The following is a 20,345-nucleotide window of genomic DNA, read 5'->3' as shown; positions in this document are numbered from 1 at the left end:
TTATCATGTAATAGTTTGATATGCTAGGGATTCTTTTACAGGCAGAAGCTGCTGAAAACGTTCAGTCAATAGCTGTGCCGTTTCATCCATTAAATATTTTCCGATGTGATCCGCGTGACGGTTCCGCCAGTTTTCTAACTCCGTCCCTTTGACCCACTCGTTAAAGGAACCTAAGGCGGGTCCGCAATGAATTTGATAATCTACTTTGAATTCCGGATTACCACTTAGAGCCAGTTGATTACTATAGTGGAAGTACCATTTAAAGATCGCCGCCATTTTATGTTTTGGGTTGTTTTCGATCTTCTGTAATTCTTCCGGCGAGTAGTGAAGTTTTACTTTTGCATATACCTCTTCATAAGGGCATTTAAAATATAATTCTTCGATATGGTGCCGCGTTTTTTCATCAATCGCTTCCCAAGATTCATAGTGGCGGTATAATTCCCAAAGTTTATTGGCACGGGCAGGGAAGAACACTCCTTTTTTCAACACTTGAATTTTGGAGCCAAGTTCAAACAGATCCCCAGCCGGCGCATAATCAGTATCCTGTACATTCATTTGTTGCAACAAATCTTTTACAGCATCGCTGGTGTTCGCTTCCACGGTACATTGATTAACAGAACCTGTGAGTATATATGCTGCTCCAAGGGTAAAAGCCGCAGCAGCAGCCTCAGGGGTACCAATGCCACCTGCCGCACCGATACGAATCTCTTTTTTATAGGCGTATTTTTCTACAAGACGATCCCGTAACCGAATAATGGTCGGCAACAACGCATAGGAAACGCCACTGTCTGTATGTCCGCCTGAATCAGCTTCTACAGTAATGTCATCTGCCATGGGAACCTGCCGAAGCCATTTCGCTTCCTGGGAAGTGATTCCCCCTTCCATTTCCAGCTTATTCAGCAGGCGTTCAGGGGCAGGGCTTAAGAAAGCCTCAGCGACTTCCGGCCGGGAGATTTTGGCAATGATGCGATTGTGGCATCCAATTGAGCCATCAGCAGAGGGCTTTAAGCCTTTCGCCCGATAGATGATTAAGGCAGGCGTCATACCTAGAAAAGCGGAGGCCTCAATGACATTCACGCCATTTTTTAAAAATAGATTAACGATTTCTTCTTCCCTTTGCGGATGATTAAACTGGTGAACTAGATTAAAACCATAGGGTTCCCCCTGATATAACTCCTTTTGAATCGTGACAATAGCCTGTTCTATTTCCGTTAGTTTCAACCCGCCACTTCCAAAAAAACCCATCATACCCTCTTTGCCGACACGCACTACTAAACTAGTTGAGGAAATGCCCCGATACATCCCGCCAGTTAAGTACGCATATTTGAGGTTATAATCCTTCTTAAAACTGTCACTCCCCAGGGAAGAAGCTGTTAAGCGGGAGGGTATATCAGGCGACGGCGCTTTTTCAGCCGTCTTTTCAATCTCTTCTATAACTAGTGTTGGCTTGTCCTCTACGATCAAAGGACTTGCTTTCCTTTTAATTTGGTTAACTAAATTGGTTAAGACATGACCCGGCCCAAGTTCTAGATAGTCCGTTTCCCCTTTGCCCATTAAATATCGGATACTTTCCGTCCATTTCACAGGATGATCAATTTGTGCAATGAGATTATCCTTAATATTTTCCCCATACGGTCTTGCCTCAACATTAGATATGATAGGAATGGCTGGGGCAAAGAAAGAAAATTCATCCAAGTAGTCAGAAAATTCCGATTTAACTTTTTGCATATAACGAGAATGAAAAGCACCACTTGTGTTTAGCGGGACAAACAACTGGACATTTGGTGTCTGCTCAAAGATCCCCTTTGCTCGCGTAATATCTTCTTGTGAACCGGATAAAACCATTTGTGTCGGTGAGTTGTAGTTGGCAATATCCAGTTGAGCCAACCCGTTTAAGGCCAAAACTTCGGCAATCTGCTGTTCATTCAAGCCAACAACTGCCGCCATCCCGCCGCCATAGCATTGACTCATCAACTCGCCTCTTTTTTTAACCAACTTAAGACCTGTTTCAAAATCAAATACCCCTGCGGCAAAAAGAGCATTATACTCTCCCAGACTGTGTCCTGCCAAATAATCCGGCTTTTCATTCGCTTCCTTTATCCTTTTTAAATAGTGAAATGCATTAACGACAAACAATGCAGGCTGCGTATATTGGGTTTTCCCTAGACTCTCCTCTGGGTTTTCCAAACATAATGTCTGAATGGAATACCCCAGTATATCATCGGCCTGCTTAGTTAAATGAGGGAATTCTGTAAATAATCCCTCGCCCATTCCCTTTTTCTGAGACCCTTGTCCTGGAAAAACATAAACGGTCATTATCTTATCCCCTTCTTTTTTAGTTTTCAAAATCATATAACATCGGGTTATTGGCATACCATCAATCTATGTATTTATCCTCTCCAATACTGGCGTTACCTGAGATAATAAGCGGTAAATAGAGTCTTTTGGCCAATCAACTCCTTTTGGATGGGTAATGGAACAAATATAAGATGTAAAAAAAAACGAGGTGGCACAATACTGTGGAAAGTTTTCAAAGTAGCTTGTTACCACAGGATGGGCTACCTCCACTGTACGAATGGCAAAGATGTCAATCGGGGATGTAAACCCCGTTTTCAACACTTTAGACAAGCTTTCTTTGACTGTCCAGAAAAGGGTGAGCGAATGAACTGAAGAAAAAGGCAGTGATTGTATCAAACCATGCTCTTCAGCCGTCATCTGACCAGCCAATACCGCTTGTTTATCCGCTTGAAGCCGCTCAATATCAACACCTAGTGGGCAGGTATCCGGATATGCGAGTGCCATGCCTAAATCATCACAATGAGAGATGGTGACTTGAATTGCTGACCTGCCTGGAAAGTGAACAACCGGTTGATGGAAAATCCCCGGTTCAATTGCAATTGCACTTAATTTCTCTTCCCCACTTAGCAGTGATACAGCATTTTTTCCTGCATATCTGCCCGCCAGGTAGCTTTTTATTCTCCTATTAAACTGCAATTGGCTAAAATAGACCCTTTCCTTTGGATGAAGAAATGATTTTGTTTGTAGATAATCGTGAAATGAGTCTGAATAGCATAGGCAACAAGTCGATGGAAAGTCCTGTTCTTCCTCCCTTTTAAAAGCCAGGCGGGTTGTCCACAGCATCGGCAAGTTTTCATTGTGCATCCTATTCATCCTTTCTCACCAGTGAAATATGCTTTATCTAAACTTATAGCTATCAAAATCATTTCAATGCATGATAATCAAAACCCCGATTTTGAAATAAAAAAGAGAGTCTCGAAGAATAAGTTCCTTTGACTCCATCAAAATATCAATATCTATTTTCATTTACAAACGCTGTCAACTATCTCTCTAACCATGCCTCTATTCCAATGAGACCTTCTTTTAAGTCACATGTCTCAAAGTTACTCTCTTTGACGAATGCCATAAACTTCTCTTTCGTATAGGCTTGCTTAATCACTACATTTCGAAACATCCACTTAATAATCATGGCATTCAGTCCTTTGAATCCCATATCATCCGTTACAAATTTATTGATATCTGCTTTGGGCACATCCCCTTTAAAATCGATGATAACTGCCTTACCTCCCGGTTTTAATACTCTTTTCATCTCATTTAGTGCTATGACCGGTTGAGCAAAATTCTTAAAAGCCGCCCGGCAAACGACCAAATTAAAGGATTCATCATCAAACGGGATCTGTGCCGCATCACCATGACGAAAATCAACGTCCACCCCTGCTTTGCCGGCATTGTTCTGTGCCATGTGTACAAACTTATCGCTAATATCCACCCCGGAAATCTGAAAATTCCCTAACTTAGCCAGTTCAATCGATAAATAGCCAGGACCAGGAGCTAGCTCCAGCACAGAATCCCCATCAGATAAGGCCTTTAAAACCTTTTTCGCATCCCGTGTATATTTTTCGATTTTTTTCTGTGTGTTCTTCGCATACCAAGTACCAATAACACCGTTCATACCCGGTCCCTTGTAACTCTTGGTTGGATTTTCAGACATATCTCATCACTCCTTCAAAGATAATATTTTCCCTTCTCCTGTGACCTGAGCTTCAAAAGTTAGCCGCTCAGCGGTCTAACTCATTTAAGATGGCATAACTCCCTGTGTTTTCATTTCTTTAACATCCAATTTTTTCTTCCATAAACCAGATAGATAATATAACCAACTGCATATTGCCAACGCGATAAAGCTAGTTAGAACTGCGAACCATACGCCCGTTACTTTAAAGCCCGCTTGTGTAAGTATCGCTGCAGCAGGCACCCTGATTACAAGGAGGGAAGCTAAGGAAAAAACTAAGGTGACCCCTCCTTTTCCAGCCCCGTTAATGATGCCATTACAAGCATATAAAAGTGTAAAAAGGAGATAGCCAAAGCAGATGATTTTCAAATAATCCGCACCAATCGTGACAATAGATGGGGTAGTTATAAAGATCCTTATAATCCATTCAGGGAAGAGAAAACAGGACAATGCTATTAAAAATGTAAATGGAAAATTAATGAGTAGCCCCCAATGAAAAAGACTCTTGATTCTCTCCAGTTTCTCCCCCTGCACCAATTGTTTTGTTAGGATCGTCATAGCAATCATAACCGCAATTGCCGGTAGTGCCACAAGGGAATCAATTCGGCTAATGATATAGAATGCCGCTGTCGCATCAATCCCAAAAGGATTGACAAAAATAATAATGCATGTGTACCCCAAAGCCAATAGAAACTGTTGTATAAAAACAGGGATGCTTATCGGTAATAATGGAACTAGGATGTCGCGATCCCATCTTAATTTTGTCGGTTTAATGAGTAAGCCTTTATAATGTCGTAAGAGATAGCCCACAGAAACGATGATAGCAATAATCGAAACAATAAAAGAAGCAAATACTGCCCCATATAATCCTAACTTAGGAAAGGGACCGATCCCTATAATCCACATGGGGACCAGCACTAAATTTCCAGCTGTGGCAATCACAATAAAAAGCATCCGTGCAAACGTATACCCAACATCCCTCAGCAGGGATGTAATTAAAAATGAGAAATACATAATAGTGAAACCAATGGCCATAATTTGAAGATATCCTATTGCCAGTTCAATAATACCCTCAGGTGTTCCCAGCATTTTTAGAATCCATTGAGCACCAAGATAAATTCCCACTGACACAAGCAGTACTATAAAGATGGCAAAAGACCATGAGACATTAATTTGTTTTTGCACCACATCATCTCGATTTTTCTTAGAAAGAAAACGCTGTAACATGGGTGTTGAAGTTAATTTTGCCGCTCCGTTAGCGATTGCTGACATTGCCAAAATGATAGGAAAGCAAGCACCTACCGCAGCTACTGCCTTACCGCCAACTAATTGCCCAACCCAAATTATATGAATAAGACCATCAACCATAACCAGAGCACTTTCAATAAAAATTGGAAAGGCCAACTGAATAATTCTTTTATTCACTCTATTATCTTCCTCCTTAGTCTTTTTTGATTCATTTTCACATTATTGGACACTCTTGGTATACACACTTTCTAATGCCCTGACGTTATCAGTATATGGTGAAAGAATACTAAAAATAGATATATCTGTACGATTCCTAAAATGAGCTTTGGCTAGGTTGGCTAATGTGCCTGAAGGCCCTAAATCTATCAAAATTGTCCCTCCATGATCCACCGCTTCTGTTAAAGCTCTAATAAAATGGATTGGCTTTTTTAGCACATTCCAAAAATACTCAGCAGTCAAATGTTCTAGTTTTTTCCCAGTCACAGAGGAATAAAACGGAAGACACGGTGATTTAAATGATATTTGAGACAAACTCTCTTGAACTGCTTCGCTCGCCAATTCAATATGCTCAGAATGGAATGGAATTGTTACAGGTAGCTTATGATAAGTAATTTCTTTTAAGCGAAGATATCGCTCCACCGTATTTATTCCTTCCTGATTAGCACTTATTACAAAATGGGATTCATTGTTAATTGCAGCGAGATTGGCATGATGATGAAGAATTGGAACCTCATCATAAATTTTATGTGTATCTAGGATCGCCATCATTCCTCCCGGTGAACTGAACTTATTCAATAGCTGAACTTGATCTATCAAAATATTTAGAACCTCTTCTGGATGGAAAACATCAGCCACTACAGCAGCAGCATATTCACCCATACTAGACCCTATTACCGCATGAGGACGTATCCCTTTTGAAACCAGCAAACGAGCCAAAGCAACTTCTGTTATAAAAATTGCAGGGTGCGTATAGAACAAGTCACTAAAAATATCGCTTTTTAAACGATGTTCATTGTAGATATAATTAATTATCGATTTTCCAGTGGCTTTTTGAAATACCGCATCCAGCTGACCCATGTTTTTACTGAAAATCGATTCATGTTCATACAACTCCCTTCCCATTTTAAAGTATTGAGTGCCTTGTCCCGAAAACATAAAAATGATTTTTTCCTTCATAACCTCATCACACCTAACAATAGACACCACTCCCCTGATAAAATTAGCTAAAGTCTGACATACAAAAAGTCCCCTTTCCAAGAGAAATATGAATTTTCCCTTGGAAAGGGGGCTAATTTACAAGTTTAAATTTTTAAATATTAAGACTTTATTTAGCTGTCTCTGGTTAACACTTCAACTCCCACATCAACCAATTTTATTACTCCCATAAAATTCAACTCAATTTTGGCTCTGTTTTTACGCTTATCGATTTTTTTTATAATTCCTTCAAGACCCTTTAAAGGACCAGAAATGACAGTTATTTCTGAATTTTCTTTATAAATTTGCGAAAAACCAATTGTTTCATTTTGTTGCAATAACTGAAGAATTGGCGCGATCTCTTTTTCTTCAATCGTGCAAAAGACACTAGTTATATTATGACTCACATCGTCTACCAGATAATCAGTTTTATATTTATATGAATTAAGAAGACGGAAACATCTTGGTATTTTTTTGAGTCCATAGTATATGTCTATATTCATATACGTATTAAGAAATACATACCCTGGGAATAAAAGTCTACTTGCCTCATATAGTTTACCTTGTCGCTTTTCTCGTATCTTTCTTTTCGGAACAATTACCTCAATTATTAATTCAGCAAAATACTTTTTGATCAAACATTTCACAATTTCTTCTTGACCTGTTTCGACATAAAGGACATACCAAGACATTCAAATACCCATCCCTTTCAACATTTGAATAAAGGCATAGCTTCGCCCTATCGTCCAGGAGTAACCAGCACTACGCTAACACTCTCTATTATCCCCTTAGTCCATTAACGTGCCGAAACAACGATTAACTTTCTGTGGTTCTTTTTATGTGAAATAGAACAAGTATAGGTCCCCGGAAAAGAAAAAACAGTTGAAGTATTACACAGCGTATACAAAAATATTTAGTTAGCTTAAAGTAAACTTTTAATGAGTAATACAACATTTGTTCTATCCTATTTGTAATTCCATTTACAGTTAAAGTTTACTAATAATTCTTCTAAATGTAAATATGAAATATCGAAAAATTCATAAATACGGATACTTTGTGACAACATAGGAATTATAATACTATGCACGGTAAAAGACAAAATTGTTAGTAATGCTAAAAATAAATCTGGTATAAAGTTTCATGTAGAGAAGCGCACAAGATTAAGTAATTATATGTTATAAAGAATGCTTCTTGCGATAGCCTTATCTATTTCAAGTAAACAGTAGAATTGGGTTGCTAAATTAAAAGGTTACCTGCTTATACCTTTTGTTTCTTTTACATAAACATGTATGAAGACCAATAATCTTAGTTTTTTTAAAAAATTTATCCTTTTCAAAAAAAGCCTCTAAGTATGGAGTAACAGTCACTTCTGATAAGTGGCTTTACATTATCTATACATAGAGGGCATAATATCAGGATACAAGGTTGAAGCCTAGGTTTCTTTAATTGGTAATATTACTTTTATTTGCTTTGATATGTGGAAGAGTTTGTTTCATGTTTTTTGGAGACTGAACAGGCGGTACCTCTTTTCACCTTTCCAAGTAAGAAACAGGCACAGGCAACGTAGCCAGATATCTACGTCCTAACAAGTCAGTCGATATGCAACTGAAAATCTGCAAAATAACAATACAAAGGAAGCTTTTGTAAGTGGGCCACAGTAACACCGACCTTACTAATATTATTATGTGCAAACAAAAAAAGATAGGTAATTACCTATCTTCATTCCATAATAATAAACTGATATATCTTGTTAATACCAAGTATATACCGGTGGTCGGGGTCGAACCGACACTCCAGAAGGAACACGATTTTGAGTCGTGCGCGTCTGCCAATTCCGCCACACCGGCAAGTTTTTCGTCGTATCTAACCGACGAATATAAATATATCATGGATCTTTTAAAGTGTCAACGTATTTCAAAAAAGTTTTTTTGGAAATATAATAATAAAAAAGTGTTAAGAGACTTAGCTAAACATAATGGCTCAAGCAGCTTTATGATCATGTATCGGAACTTAGCTGCTTATGATAAATCAAAGCAATAAAAAAATGATCTACTTGAGTAGATCATTAATATGATTAGTTATAGTTTAAACACGTAAACACCAATTCAACTTACCAAGTAAGTAAAATTGGTGCCGAGGGCCGGACTTGAACCGGCACGGTAGTCACCTACCGCAGGATTTTAAGTCCTGTGTGTCTGCCAATTCCACCACCCCGGCAAAAGAAAGGCGACACCCGGATTCGAACCGGGGATAAAGGTTTTGCAGACCTCTGCCTTACCACTTGGCTATGCCGCCGTAATTGGAGCGGAAGACGGGATTCGAACCCGCGACCCCCACCTTGGCAAGGTGGTGTTCTACCACTGAACTACTTCCGCATCTTAAGGAACTTAATACATCATATGCAGTTGATATAAAAGTGAGACTGGGCTAGCTGGATTCGAACCAACGCATGACGGAGTCAAAGTCCGTTGCCTTACCGCTTGGCTATAGCCCAATGATAATATGGGGCGATTGATGGGAATCGAACCCACGAGTGCCAGAGCCACAATCTGGTGCGTTAACCACTTCGCCACAACCGCCATAATCTCAAGATGTCATAAATTTGGCAGGGGCAGTAGGAATCGAACCCACACCGGAGGTTTTGGAGACCTCTGTTCTACCGTTAAACTATGCCCCTATAAATGGTGGAGGGGGGCAGATTCGAACTGCCGAACCCTGAGGGAGCGGATTTACAGTCCGCCGCGTTTAGCCACTTCGCTACCCCTCCACATTAAGTTTTGAAAAACAGTGCCGGCAAGAGGACTTGAACCCCCAACCTACTGATTACAAGTCAGTTGCTCTACCAATTGAGCTACACCGGCATAGGTGGTGGCTCGGGACGGAATCGAACCGCCGACACACGGATTTTCAGTCCGTTGCTCTACCAACTGAGCTACCGAGCCTTATTATTTAAATGGCGGTCCGGACGGGACTCGAACCCGCGACCTCCTGCGTGACAGGCAGGCATTCTAACCAACTGAACTACCGGACCGTATTGAATTATTTTGGTTGCGGGGGCAGGATTTGAACCTGCGACCTTCGGGTTATGAGCCCGACGAGCTACCGAACTGCTCCACCCCGCGATGATAATGGTGGAGGATGACGGGCTCGAACCGCCGACCCTCTGCTTGTAAGGCAGATGCTCTCCCAGCTGAGCTAATCCTCCATCATATAATGACCCGTACGGGATTCGAACCCGTGTTACCGCCGTGAAAGGGCGGTGTCTTAACCGCTTGACCAACGGGCCCAGACTTTCAATTGTGATTATGTATAAGTATCAGTGGCGGAGAGCAAGGGATTCGAACCCTTGAGACGGAGTTGACCGCCTACACGATTTCCAATCGTGCTCCTTCGACCACTCGGACAGCTCTCCAATAATGGCTCCGCAGGTAGGATTCGAACCTACGACCGATCGGTTAACAGCCGATAGCTCTACCACTGAGCTACTGCGGAATGAAGTCTGCCTGGCGATGTCCTACTCTCACAGGGGGAAACCCCCGACTACCATCGGCGCTGAAGAGCTTAACTTCCGTGTTCGGTATGGGAACGGGTGTGACCTCTTCGCCATCATCACCAGACAATTTCAGTGACATTTAACATTATACTATGTATTCTTGAGAAAATCAAGTGTTTTTTGTAAAAACTTATTCTCTCAAAACTAGATAACAGATGTGACATCATGATTAGAAATGTGGTTAAGTCCTCGATCGATTAGTATCTGTCAGCTCCATGTGTCGCCACACTTCCACCTCAGACCTATCAACCTGATCATCTTTCAGGGATCTTACTTCCTTGCGGAATGGGAAATCTCATCTTGAGGGGGGCTTCATGCTTAGATGCTTTCAGCACTTATCCCGTCCGCACATAGCTACCCAGCGATGCCCTTGGCAGAACAACTGGTACACCAGCGGTGCGTCCATCCCGGTCCTCTCGTACTAAGGACAGCTCCTCTCAAATTTCCTGCGCCCGCGACGGATAGGGACCGAACTGTCTCACGACGTTCTGAACCCAGCTCGCGTACCGCTTTAATGGGCGAACAGCCCAACCCTTGGGACCGACTACAGCCCCAGGATGCGATGAGCCGACATCGAGGTGCCAAACCTCCCCGTCGATGTGGACTCTTGGGGGAGATAAGCCTGTTATCCCCGGGGTAGCTTTTATCCGTTGAGCGATGGCCCTTCCATGCGGAACCACCGGATCACTAAGCCCGACTTTCGTCCCTGCTCGACTTGTAGGTCTCGCAGTCAAGCTCCCTTGTGCCTTTACACTCTGCGAATGATTTCCAACCATTCTGAGGGAACCTTTGGGCGCCTCCGTTACCTTTTAGGAGGCGACCGCCCCAGTCAAACTGCCCACCTGACACTGTCTCCCCGCCCGATAAGGGCGGCGGGTTAGAAGGTCAATACAGCCAGGGTAGTATCCCACCGATGCCTCCACCGAAGCTGGCGCTCCGGTTTCCAAGGCTCCTACCTATCCTGTACAAGCTGTACCAACATTCAATATCAGGCTGCAGTAAAGCTCCACGGGGTCTTTCCGTCCTGTCGCGGGTAACCTGCATCTTCACAGGTACTATAATTTCACCGAGTCTCTCGTTGAGACAGTGCCCAGATCGTTGCGCCTTTCGTGCGGGTCGGAACTTACCCGACAAGGAATTTCGCTACCTTAGGACCGTTATAGTTACGGCCGCCGTTTACTGGGGCTTCAATTCGCACCTTCGCTTACGCTAAGCGCTCCTCTTAACCTTCCAGCACCGGGCAGGCGTCAGCCCCTATACTTCGCCTTACGGCTTCGCAGAGACCTGTGTTTTTGCTAAACAGTCGCCTGGGCCTATTCACTGCGGCTCTCTCGGGCTTGCACCCTAACAGAGCACCCCTTCTCCCGAAGTTACGGGGTCATTTTGCCGAGTTCCTTAACGAGAGTTCTCTCGATCACCTTAGGATTCTCTCCTCGCCTACCTGTGTCGGTTTGCGGTACGGGCACCTCTCACCTCGCTAGAGGCTTTTCTTGGCAGTGTGGAATCAGGAACTTCGCTACTATATTTCGCTCGCCATCACAGCTCAGCCTTATGGGAAACGGATTTGCCTATTTCCCAGCCTAACTGCTTGGACGCGGATATCCAATACCGCGCTTACCCTATCCTCCTGCGTCCCCCCATTGCTCAAATGGTGAGGAGGTGGTACAGGAATATCAACCTGTTGTCCATCGCCTACGCCTTTCGGCCTCGGCTTAGGTCCCGACTAACCCTGAGCGGACGAGCCTTCCTCAGGAAACCTTAGGCATTCGGTGGAGGGGATTCTCACCCCTCTTTCGCTACTCATACCGGCATTCTCACTTCTAAGCGCTCCACCAGTCCTTCCGGTCTGGCTTCACAGCCCTTAGAACGCTCTCCTACCACTGTTCGAAGAACAGTCCGCAGCTTCGGTGATACGTTTAGCCCCGGTACATTTTCGGCGCAGAGTCACTCGACCAGTGAGCTATTACGCACTCTTTAAATGGTGGCTGCTTCTAAGCCAACATCCTGGTTGTCTAAGCAACTCCACATCCTTTTCCACTTAACGTATACTTTGGGACCTTAGCTGGCGGTCTGGGCTGTTTCCCTTTCGACTACGGATCTTATCACTCGCAGTCTGACTCCCAAGGATAAGTCATTGGCATTCGGAGTTTGACTGAATTCGGTAACCCGGTAGGGGCCCCTAGTCCAATCAGTGCTCTACCTCCAAGACTCTTACCTTGAGGCTAGCCCTAAAGCTATTTCGGAGAGAACCAGCTATCTCCAGGTTCGATTGGCATTTCACCCCTACCCACACCTCATCCCCGCACTTTTCAACGTGCGTGGGTTCGGGCCTCCATTCAGTGTTACCTGAACTTCACCCTGGACATGGGTAGATCACCTGGTTTCGGGTCTACGACCACGTACTCATGCGCCCTATTCAGACTCGCTTTCGCTGCGGCTCCGCATCTTCTGCTTAACCTTGCACGGGATCGTAACTCGCCGGTTCATTCTACAAAAGGCACGCCATCACCCGTTAACGGGCTCTGACTACTTGTAGGCACACGGTTTCAGGATCTCTTTCACTCCCCTTCCGGGGTGCTTTTCACCTTTCCCTCACGGTACTGGTTCACTATCGGTCACTAGGGAGTATTTAGCCTTGGGAGATGGTCCTCCCGGATTCCGACGGAATTTCACGTGTTCCGCCGTACTCAGGATCCACTCAGGAGAGAACGAAGTTTTGACTACAGGGCTGTTACCTCCTATGGCGGGCCTTTCCAGACCTCTTCATCTACCTCGTTCTTTTGTAACTCCGTACAGAGTGTCCTACAACCCCAAGAGGCAAGCCTCTTGGTTTGGGCTAATCCCGTTTCGCTCGCCGCTACTCAGGGAATCGCATTTGCTTTCTCTTCCTCCGGGTACTTAGATGTTTCAGTTCCCCGGGTCTGCCTTCTCATATCCTATGAATTCAGATATGGATACCACTCCATTACGAGTGGTGGGTTTCCCCATTCGGAAATCTCCGGATCAAAGCTTGCTTACAGCTCCCCGAAGCATATCGGTGTTCGTCCCGTCCTTCATCGGCTCCTAGTGCCAAGGCATCCACCGTGCGCCCTTTCTAACTTAACCGTTAAAAAGAATCACTATGTGATATCTTGTCTTACTAATTGAATGTGATGTCTACTGTTATCTAGTTTTCAAAGAACACGTTTCGAAGGAATGATCCTTCAAAACTAAACAAGACAGGGAACGTTCTGTTTATAAGACCCAAGGTCTTATATTCCGTAAATATCCTTAGAAAGGAGGTGATCCAGCCGCACCTTCCGATACGGCTACCTTGTTACGACTTCACCCCAATCATCTGTCCCACCTTCGGCGGCTGGCTCCTAAAAGGTTACCTCACCGACTTCGGGTGTTACAAACTCTCGTGGTGTGACGGGCGGTGTGTACAAGGCCCGGGAACGTATTCACCGCGGCATGCTGATCCGCGATTACTAGCGATTCCAGCTTCACGCAGTCGAGTTGCAGACTGCGATCCGAACTGAGAACAGATTTGTGGGATTGGCTTAACCTCGCGGTTTCGCTGCCCTTTGTTCTGTCCATTGTAGCACGTGTGTAGCCCAGGTCATAAGGGGCATGATGATTTGACGTCATCCCCACCTTCCTCCGGTTTGTCACCGGCAGTCACCTTAGAGTGCCCAACTGAATGCTGGCAACTAAGATCAAGGGTTGCGCTCGTTGCGGGACTTAACCCAACATCTCACGACACGAGCTGACGACAACCATGCACCACCTGTCACTCTGCCCCCGAAGGGGACGTCCTATCTCTAGGATTGTCAGAGGATGTCAAGACCTGGTAAGGTTCTTCGCGTTGCTTCGAATTAAACCACATGCTCCACCGCTTGTGCGGGCCCCCGTCAATTCCTTTGAGTTTCAGTCTTGCGACCGTACTCCCCAGGCGGAGTGCTTAATGCGTTAGCTGCAGCACTAAGGGGCGGAAACCCCCTAACACTTAGCACTCATCGTTTACGGCGTGGACTACCAGGGTATCTAATCCTGTTCGCTCCCCACGCTTTCGCTCCTCAGCGTCAGTTACAGACCAGAGAGTCGCCTTCGCCACTGGTGTTCCTCCACATCTCTACGCATTTCACCGCTACACGTGGAATTCCACTCTCCTCTTCTGCACTCAAGTTCCCCAGTTTCCAATGACCCTCCCCGGTTGAGCCGGGGGCTTTCACATCAGACTTAAGAAACCGCCTGCGAGCCCTTTACGCCCAATAATTCCGGACAACGCTTGCCACCTACGTATTACCGCGGCTGCTGGCACGTAGTTAGCCGTGGCTTTCTGGTTAGGTACCGTCAAGGTACCGCCCTATTCGAACGGTACTTGTTCTTCCCTAACAACAGAGCTTTACGATCCGAAAACCTTCATCACTCACGCGGCGTTGCTCCGTCAGACTTTCGTCCATTGCGGAAGATTCCCTACTGCTGCCTCCCGTAGGAGTCTGGGCCGTGTCTCAGTCCCAGTGTGGCCGATCACCCTCTCAGGTCGGCTACGCATCGTTGCCTTGGTGAGCCGTTACCTCACCAACTAGCTAATGCGCCGCGGGTCCATCTGTAAGTGGTAGCCGAAGCCACCTTTTATGTTTGAACCATGCGGTTCAAACAAGCATCCGGTATTAGCCCCGGTTTCCCGGAGTTATCCCAGTCTTACAGGCAGGTTACCCACGTGTTACTCACCCGTCCGCCGCTAACATCAGGGAGCAAGCTCCCATCTGTCCGCTCGACTTGCATGTATTAGGCACGCCGCCAGCGTTCGTCCTGAGCCAGGATCAAACTCTCCGATAAAGTAGTTTGACTGACTACGCACATCGCTGTGCGATTTATTTAAAAATGAATTAACAGGTACGTTTTGTCTTGTTTAGTTTTCAAAGATCATTTTCACTTCTTGTTGAAGCGACTTTATTAATATAACATTTCGACTTTCTTTTGTCAAATGTTTTTTAATTTATTTCTCCGCCGCTGTGAGCTTGTTTTTTCAGAAGCGCATCAGCGACGTTTAATAATATAACATGGTCAAGAATCAGAGTCAACATCTTTTTTAAAAAAATATCCTCGGTGATAGACAGCCTGTCCTTTCGTTTCTATCTGGCAAACGTTGATAAGTCCCTTTTCCGTCAGGTAATCAAGCATAACGCCAAGGTCTTGGGTATAGTGCTTTAAGTCAGGATGCTGAAGAAGCTCACCAAATTGCCAAATGTCTTTTCCTTTCATTACTTCGAAAAGATGTGCTGAACCGATCTCAGCTTTGGAATGGATGAGAAAATCATTTGCTAAGAATAATAATTCGAGTCTTTTTTCCAAGCTCTCGTGACTTTCAATCAGCTCGGAATATAATTTGTACACTTGGGGCTCCATCTGGCGCACTTGGCTCCATACCGTTGTTTCCGGGTGAAATCCCCTATCGATTACTTCAATACGCGCTAAATGATGCAACGCATGAACAACCGCGTTGTAGGCATCTAAAAATTGATTCGCTTCAAAAAAAGCTTTTCCTTCAACATATCTTCTGATTAATTTGCCGTATTCGAGTCCGATCTTCAGTTTGCGTTCGGCAAACGGAAATGTACTCAGCCTGTCAATCAGCTCGGCAATGTATTCATTACGGTCAAACATGACTCTGCCATTTACAATCCAATCTATGATTCTTCTATTTGTCCCGAGCAAAATCCATTCTTGAATCTGAGAATCTGTTACCACATGCAAAGAAGCTGTTTTTTGATCAAATTCATAATGCTTTATAAAAACAGGCTCGTCAGCCTCCTTTACAATTACCAGCAGAGCAGCATCAAAGTTATCTGTTAAGGAAGATGTTTTGTTTCTTCTCTCAATCATAATGACAGCCAATGTATTGGGATGACTTGCTCTTTCTTGGTAAATTGGACGGAGAAGATTATCCATCACTATTCCTCCAATGCAATTGTTCAAATTTTTTTATTCTCTATTTGATTCAATTCTATGGTTAAAACGAAATTCCTTTTTTCTAAACACATTGAACTATTATAAACAATTTCACTGTAAGTCTCCATATGTAAATTCCAGTTCAACCGAAAACATGAAGAAAATCCCATTGGGTTTGTGCTATAGTTAAATCAGAGGGGGATGGACATGGCGAAATACTCCAGCAAAATTAATAAAATCAGAACATTTGCGTTAAGTTTGGTTTTCGTTGGGTTTATCATTATGTACATCGGGATCTTTTTCAAAGAGTCAGTTTTGCTTTCTAGTTTGTTTATGATACTTGGGCTTTTATCCATCGGTCTCAGTACGGTTGTTTACTTTTGGATCGGAATGCTTTCGACCAAAGCGGTTCGCGTTATATGTCCGGGCTGTGAAAAAGAGACAAAGGTTTTAGGAAGAGTAGATATGTGCATGCATTGCAGAGAGCCGCTAACTTTAGATAAGGGATTAGAAGGAAAAGAATTTGATGAGTCTTATAATAAAAAGAAAATGTCCAAATAAAATAAGCTGACCGTTTCGTGCGGTCAGCTTATTTTTAATGGTTCTCTTTTTTCGAACACTCTTGGCAGACGCCGTAAATTTCTAAACGATGGTGGCTTACTTTAAAACCCGTGACATGGGCAGCCAGCTGCTCCACTTCGTCAAGGCCCGGGTAGTGGAAGTCCACAATTTTACCGCAGTTTTCACAAATCGCGTGATAGTGATCGGATGTGACAAAGTCGAATCTGCTTGAAGCATCGCCGTATGTGAGCTCCTTCACCAAACCGGATTCCCGGAACACACGCAAATTGTTATATACCGTCGCTACGCTCATGTTAGGAAATTTCCCTTCCAGAGCTTTATATATATCGTCCGCTGTTGGATGAGCCATAGAGTTAACGAGATATTCCAGAATCGCATGACGTTGAGGAGTAATGCGAACTCCGGTTTCCTTCAACGTTTCTAAGGCTTCTTTTAGTTCATGTGCAGCCATCCGTCATGCACCTCTCTTCTAAAAAAAATTCTTACATTGTAATGTTTATAATTAGTGTAACTCTTTTTACGATAATTTGTCAATTGATATTAGGGCAAAAGTAAGCATATCATTTGAGGCTGAGAGACGAATTTACTTTTCCGACATATCTTTGAGGGTTTGAAGCGCTTCGGCTACATGGTCTTTCACTCTTACCTTTCTCCATTCTTTAACGAGCCGGCCTTCTTTGTCAATCAGAAAAGTAGAGCGCTCAATTCCCATATATTCTTTTCCGAAGTTCTTCTTTAGCTTCCATACGTCAAACGCTTCCGCCAGTTTGTGTTCGTCATCAACAAGAAGCAGAAAAGGAAGGTTATGCTTCTCTTTAAATTTTCCGTGCTTTTCCTGGCTGTCCGGGCTGACGCCGATAATAACGGCATCCAGTTCAGCGAAGCTTTCGTGGCTGTCCCGAAAATCGCATGCCTCAGTTGTGCATCCCGGTGTCATGTCTTTTGGATAAAAGTAAAGCACGATATACTTTCCTTTATAATCCGATAATGTTACTGTTTCCCCATGATCGCCTTTTAACTCAAGATCAGGCGCTTTTTGTCCGATTTCTATCGTCATTACGTTACCTCCGAGTGTTTTTTTATTAAGCGTATCCAATTCTTGTCCAGATTACAACTATCGTCCCTGCAACTTGAGCCTGAATCCATTGTTCTTGTTTGGAAGCATGCTACAATAGAAAGGACGCATGGAGATATAGGAGGTTTTTATTCTTGCATACAAAATCAATTGAACTTCACAATGAGGCATTAGAGCACATTGTCGGCGGTGTAAACAGCCCGTCTAGATCATATAAAGCGGTCGGCGGCGGTTCTCCCGTCGCAATGGAAAAAGCAAACGGCGCTTATTTTTGGGATGTGGACGGCAACAAATACATCGATTATTTAGCGGCGTATGGTCCGATCATTACCGGACATGCCCACCCGCATATTACAGAAGCGATTAAAAAAGCAGCAGAGAACGGTGTATTGTATGGAACACCGACGAAACATGAGGTTACATTTGCAAAGATGCTCAAAGAAGCCATTCCTGCTATGGACAAAGTAAGATTCGTTAATTCGGGAACAGAAGCTGTTATGACGACCATCCGAGTGGCTCGCGCATATACAGGCCGGACAAAAATCATTAAATTCGCAGGCTGTTATCACGGACATTCAGATCTTGTGCTTGTCGCCGCCGGCTCTGGCCCGTCTACTCTCGGCACACCAGATTCAGCTGGTGTACCAAAAAGCATTGCAAACGAAGTGATCACAGTTCCATTTAATGATATCGAAAGCTATAAAGCGGCCCTTGATAAATGGGGCAGTGAGATCGCGGCGGTTCTCGTTGAACCGATTGTCGGCAACTTCGGAATTGTTGAGCCGAAAGAGGGCTTCTTAGAAAAAGTAAATGAATTGACACACGATGCGGGTGCTCTCGTTATTTACGATGAAGTCATTACAGCTTTCCGCTTTATGTATGGCGGCGCACAGGATCTCTTACAGGTTAAACCTGATTTAACAGCTCTCGGAAAAATTATCGGCGGCGGACTTCCGATCGGCGCCTATGGCGGTAAAAAAGAAATCATGGAGCAGGTAGCTCCGCTTGGACCGGCTTACCAAGCTGGAACAATGGCCGGGAATCCCGCTTCCATCCTATCAGGCATCGCTTGTCTGGAAGTGCTCAAAGAGGAAGGCGTGTATGAAAAGCTTGATCATCTTGGCGCTATGCTGGAGGAAGGCATTTTACAGCACGCAGAAACACACGGCATCACGATTACCGTCAACCGGTTAAAAGGCGCACTCACAGTTTATTTCTCTGATGAGAAAGTCGAAAATTACGAGCAGGCTGAACGCAGTGACGGAGAAACATTCGCTAAGTTTTTCAAGCTGATGCTGGAACGCGGAATTAATTTAGCACCTTCTAAATATGAAGCCTGGTTTATTACAACAGCACACACAGAGCAGGATATTAAAGACACGCTTGTGGCGGTCGAGGATGCTTTTAAACACCTTAAAAACTAGAATCAGACACCCTGAACAGGAGCTTTATGCTCCTGTTTTTTTATTCATTTAAACAGCGTGTAAGATTTTGGTCTTTTTCTTGAAAAATAGCTTGAATATTTGTATCGATCCCTGTATATTACTTAATTGTTTAGCAAATAAACTAACCGGGAATTTTAAGGATTAGCCATTTGCTATGTCACACAATTTACTATAGAAAGGAATGCACGCACAAACCAATGAAACTTGGTGCCCGCATTTTCAAAACCGGGATTGCGATTACACTCGCCCTTTATTTGGCTTCGTGGATCGGGCTTCCCGCGCCGATTTTTGCTGGAATTGCAGCGATATTTGCGATCCAGCCGTCGATTTACCGCTCTTTTCTCATTATTATTGATCAGGTTCAGGCAAATATTATCGGAGCTGTGATTGCCACAGTGTTCGGCCTTATTTTCGGACCCAGCCCGATCATGATCGGGTTGACAGCAGTTATTGTCATTACAATCATGCTGAAACTTAAAATTGAACATACAATTTCGATTGCTCTTGTAACAGTTATTGCGATATTAGAATCTGCCGGTGACGACTTTTTAATGTTCGCCCTGGTCAGAACAAGCACAGTCATCTTAGGGGTGCTTTCTTCCTTTATCGTTAACCTTGTATTTTTGCCTCCTAAGTATGAAACAAAGCTGATTCATAATACGGTCGAAAACACAGAAGAAATTATGAAGTGGATCAGGCTGTCCATGCGGCAGTCAACAGAGCATTCGATTTTGAAAGAGGATATTGAAAAACTGAAAGAAAAAATGATCAAGCTTGATCAGACATATCTTCTATATAAAGAAGAAAGAAGCTACTTTAAGAAAACGACCTATGTAAAATCAAGAAAGCTTGTCTTGTTCAGACAGGCCATTATCACTGCAAATCGGGCGCTTGATACATTGAAGAAGCTGCATCGTTTGGAAAACGACATCTATCATATGCCGGAAGAGTTTCAGGAAACACTGACTGAAGAGCTTGATTACCTGCTTTACTGGCATGAACTGATTTTGATGAGGTTTGTCGGCAAAATCAAGCCGCATGATGACGCGGATGAAGAAGGCATTCGATATAAGCAGCTTTTAACAAAGTCATTTTTGAAAAATCAGCAAAACACGGATGATGAGCTTATTGATTACAACATGCTCAATATTATGGCAAGTGCCGTAGAATATCGCGAGCAGCTTGAACATTTAGAAACGCTCATCACAAGTTTTCAAACGTATCATCCGAAAGACTGCGAAATAGAAACAGAAGAGTAACCCGGTTGAACAGCCGGGTTTTTTT

At 43.7% G+C, this 20,345-nt stretch carries 12 protein-coding genes, 16 tRNA genes and 3 rRNA genes; 3 read left to right on the top strand and 28 right to left on the bottom strand.

Translation table 11 applies throughout. The features are described from left to right. Nucleotides 1-3: 3 nt before the first annotated feature. The 26 genes from fabD to M1M80_RS04805 all read right to left on the bottom strand — a co-directional run bounded on the left by fabD (nucleotide 4) and on the right by M1M80_RS04805 (nucleotide 15,959). Nucleotides 4-2,316, bottom strand: coding sequence for an ACP S-malonyltransferase (gene fabD / locus M1M80_RS04930; RefSeq protein ID WP_060398935.1), 2,313 nt, complete (start codon nucleotides 2,314-2,316; stop codon nucleotides 4-6). Between the two features lie 66 nt (nucleotides 2,317-2,382). Continuing rightward, on the bottom strand, nucleotides 2,383-3,162 hold the full coding sequence (locus M1M80_RS04925) for a 4'-phosphopantetheinyl transferase superfamily protein (protein WP_060398934.1): 780 nt from the start codon (nucleotides 3,160-3,162) through the stop codon (nucleotides 2,383-2,385). 178 nt (nucleotides 3,163-3,340) lie between these two features. Then, nucleotides 3,341-4,009, bottom strand: a complete 669-nt coding sequence (locus M1M80_RS04920) for a class I SAM-dependent methyltransferase (protein ID WP_060398933.1) — start codon at nucleotides 4,007-4,009, stop codon at nucleotides 3,341-3,343. Between the two features lie 84 nt (nucleotides 4,010-4,093). Next, nucleotides 4,094-5,452, bottom strand: coding sequence for an MATE family efflux transporter (locus tag M1M80_RS04915; protein ID WP_060398932.1), 1,359 nt, complete (start codon nucleotides 5,450-5,452; stop codon nucleotides 4,094-4,096). Between the two features lie 42 nt (nucleotides 5,453-5,494). Continuing rightward, complete coding sequence (locus M1M80_RS04910; RefSeq protein ID WP_060398931.1) at nucleotides 5,495-6,451, bottom strand: acyltransferase domain-containing protein; 957 nt, start codon at nucleotides 6,449-6,451, stop codon at nucleotides 5,495-5,497. Nucleotides 6,452-6,603: 152 nt separating this feature from the next. Beyond that, a complete protein-coding gene (gene loaP / locus M1M80_RS04905) occupies nucleotides 6,604-7,161 on the bottom strand; it encodes an antiterminator LoaP (RefSeq protein WP_060398930.1) in 558 nt (185 codons plus the stop codon). 1,073 nt (nucleotides 7,162-8,234) lie between these two features. After that, nucleotides 8,235-8,316 (bottom strand) — tRNA-Leu (locus tag M1M80_RS04900). Nucleotides 8,317-8,597: 281 nt separating this feature from the next. Beyond that, nucleotides 8,598-8,686, bottom strand: a tRNA-Leu gene (locus M1M80_RS04895). Between the two features lie 7 nt (nucleotides 8,687-8,693). Further along, nucleotides 8,694-8,764 (bottom strand) — tRNA-Cys (locus tag M1M80_RS04890). A gap of 5 nt (nucleotides 8,765-8,769) precedes the next feature. Then, nucleotides 8,770-8,844 (bottom strand) — tRNA-Gly (locus tag M1M80_RS04885). Nucleotides 8,845-8,891: 47 nt separating this feature from the next. After that, nucleotides 8,892-8,963, bottom strand: a tRNA-Gln gene (locus M1M80_RS04880). A gap of 9 nt (nucleotides 8,964-8,972) precedes the next feature. Then, nucleotides 8,973-9,048: transfer RNA gene (locus M1M80_RS04875), tRNA-His, on the bottom strand. 24 nt (nucleotides 9,049-9,072) lie between these two features. Further along, nucleotides 9,073-9,146, bottom strand: a tRNA-Trp gene (locus M1M80_RS04870). 5 nt (nucleotides 9,147-9,151) lie between these two features. Beyond that, nucleotides 9,152-9,236: transfer RNA gene (locus M1M80_RS04865), tRNA-Tyr, on the bottom strand. 21 nt (nucleotides 9,237-9,257) lie between these two features. Then, a tRNA-Thr gene (locus tag M1M80_RS04860) sits at nucleotides 9,258-9,330 on the bottom strand. A gap of 5 nt (nucleotides 9,331-9,335) precedes the next feature. Next, nucleotides 9,336-9,411: transfer RNA gene (locus M1M80_RS04855), tRNA-Phe, on the bottom strand. Between the two features lie 12 nt (nucleotides 9,412-9,423). Further along, nucleotides 9,424-9,500 (bottom strand) — tRNA-Asp (locus M1M80_RS04850). Between the two features lie 14 nt (nucleotides 9,501-9,514). Beyond that, nucleotides 9,515-9,591 (bottom strand) — tRNA-Met (locus tag M1M80_RS04845). A 7-nt stretch (nucleotides 9,592-9,598) separates the two neighbouring features. Beyond that, nucleotides 9,599-9,674: transfer RNA gene (locus M1M80_RS04840), tRNA-Val, on the bottom strand. 9 nt (nucleotides 9,675-9,683) lie between these two features. Next, nucleotides 9,684-9,755, bottom strand: a tRNA-Glu gene (locus M1M80_RS04835). Nucleotides 9,756-9,789: 34 nt separating this feature from the next. Then, nucleotides 9,790-9,881 (bottom strand) — tRNA-Ser (locus M1M80_RS04830). A gap of 5 nt (nucleotides 9,882-9,886) precedes the next feature. Then, nucleotides 9,887-9,961, bottom strand: a tRNA-Asn gene (locus M1M80_RS04825). A 9-nt stretch (nucleotides 9,962-9,970) separates the two neighbouring features. After that, nucleotides 9,971-10,086 (bottom strand): 5S ribosomal RNA (gene rrf, locus M1M80_RS04820). Nucleotides 10,087-10,199: 113 nt separating this feature from the next. Continuing rightward, nucleotides 10,200-13,127, bottom strand: a 23S ribosomal RNA gene (locus tag M1M80_RS04815). A gap of 169 nt (nucleotides 13,128-13,296) precedes the next feature. Next, nucleotides 13,297-14,846 (bottom strand): 16S ribosomal RNA (locus M1M80_RS04810). The 16S, 23S and 5S rRNA genes sit together here with 16 tRNA genes alongside, the layout of an rRNA operon. Before the next feature lie 228 nt (nucleotides 14,847-15,074). Further along, nucleotides 15,075-15,959 carry a nucleotidyltransferase-like protein gene (locus M1M80_RS04805; RefSeq protein WP_060398223.1) on the bottom strand — a complete coding sequence of 295 codons (885 nt, stop codon included), beginning with the start codon at nucleotides 15,957-15,959 and terminating at the stop codon, nucleotides 15,075-15,077. A 207-nt stretch (nucleotides 15,960-16,166) separates the two neighbouring features. Between M1M80_RS04805 and M1M80_RS04800 the strand changes: the two genes are divergently transcribed. After that, on the top strand, nucleotides 16,167-16,520 hold the full coding sequence (locus M1M80_RS04800) for a YgzB family protein (RefSeq protein ID WP_014113119.1): 354 nt from the start codon (nucleotides 16,167-16,169) through the stop codon (nucleotides 16,518-16,520). Between the two features lie 34 nt (nucleotides 16,521-16,554). Here the strand turns inward: M1M80_RS04800 and perR are convergent, their stop codons facing one another. After that, entirely contained in the window at nucleotides 16,555-16,992 is a 438-nt protein-coding gene (gene perR, locus M1M80_RS04795; RefSeq protein ID WP_003223285.1) for a peroxide-responsive transcriptional repressor PerR, read from the bottom strand. Nucleotides 16,993-17,124: 132 nt separating this feature from the next. After that, on the bottom strand, nucleotides 17,125-17,598 hold the full coding sequence (gene bcp, locus M1M80_RS04790) for a thioredoxin-dependent thiol peroxidase (protein WP_003239676.1): 474 nt from the start codon (nucleotides 17,596-17,598) through the stop codon (nucleotides 17,125-17,127). Nucleotides 17,599-17,750: 152 nt separating this feature from the next. Here bcp and M1M80_RS04785 point away from each other — a divergent pair, with 152 nt between their 5' ends. Beyond that, entirely contained in the window at nucleotides 17,751-19,040 is a 1,290-nt protein-coding gene (locus tag M1M80_RS04785) for a glutamate-1-semialdehyde 2,1-aminomutase (protein WP_003239678.1), read from the top strand. A 218-nt stretch (nucleotides 19,041-19,258) separates the two neighbouring features. Further along, entirely contained in the window at nucleotides 19,259-20,320 is a 1,062-nt protein-coding gene (locus tag M1M80_RS04780) for an aromatic acid exporter family protein (RefSeq protein WP_019257844.1), read from the top strand. Nucleotides 20,321-20,345 lie beyond the last annotated feature (25 nt).

The organism is Bacillus inaquosorum, from assembly GCF_023238325.1.
Classification (GTDB): Bacteria; Bacillota; Bacilli; order Bacillales; family Bacillaceae; genus Bacillus; species Bacillus inaquosorum.
The sequence above is the reverse complement of the archived record's forward strand: the minus strand, read 5'-3'. Positions and strand labels throughout refer to the sequence as shown.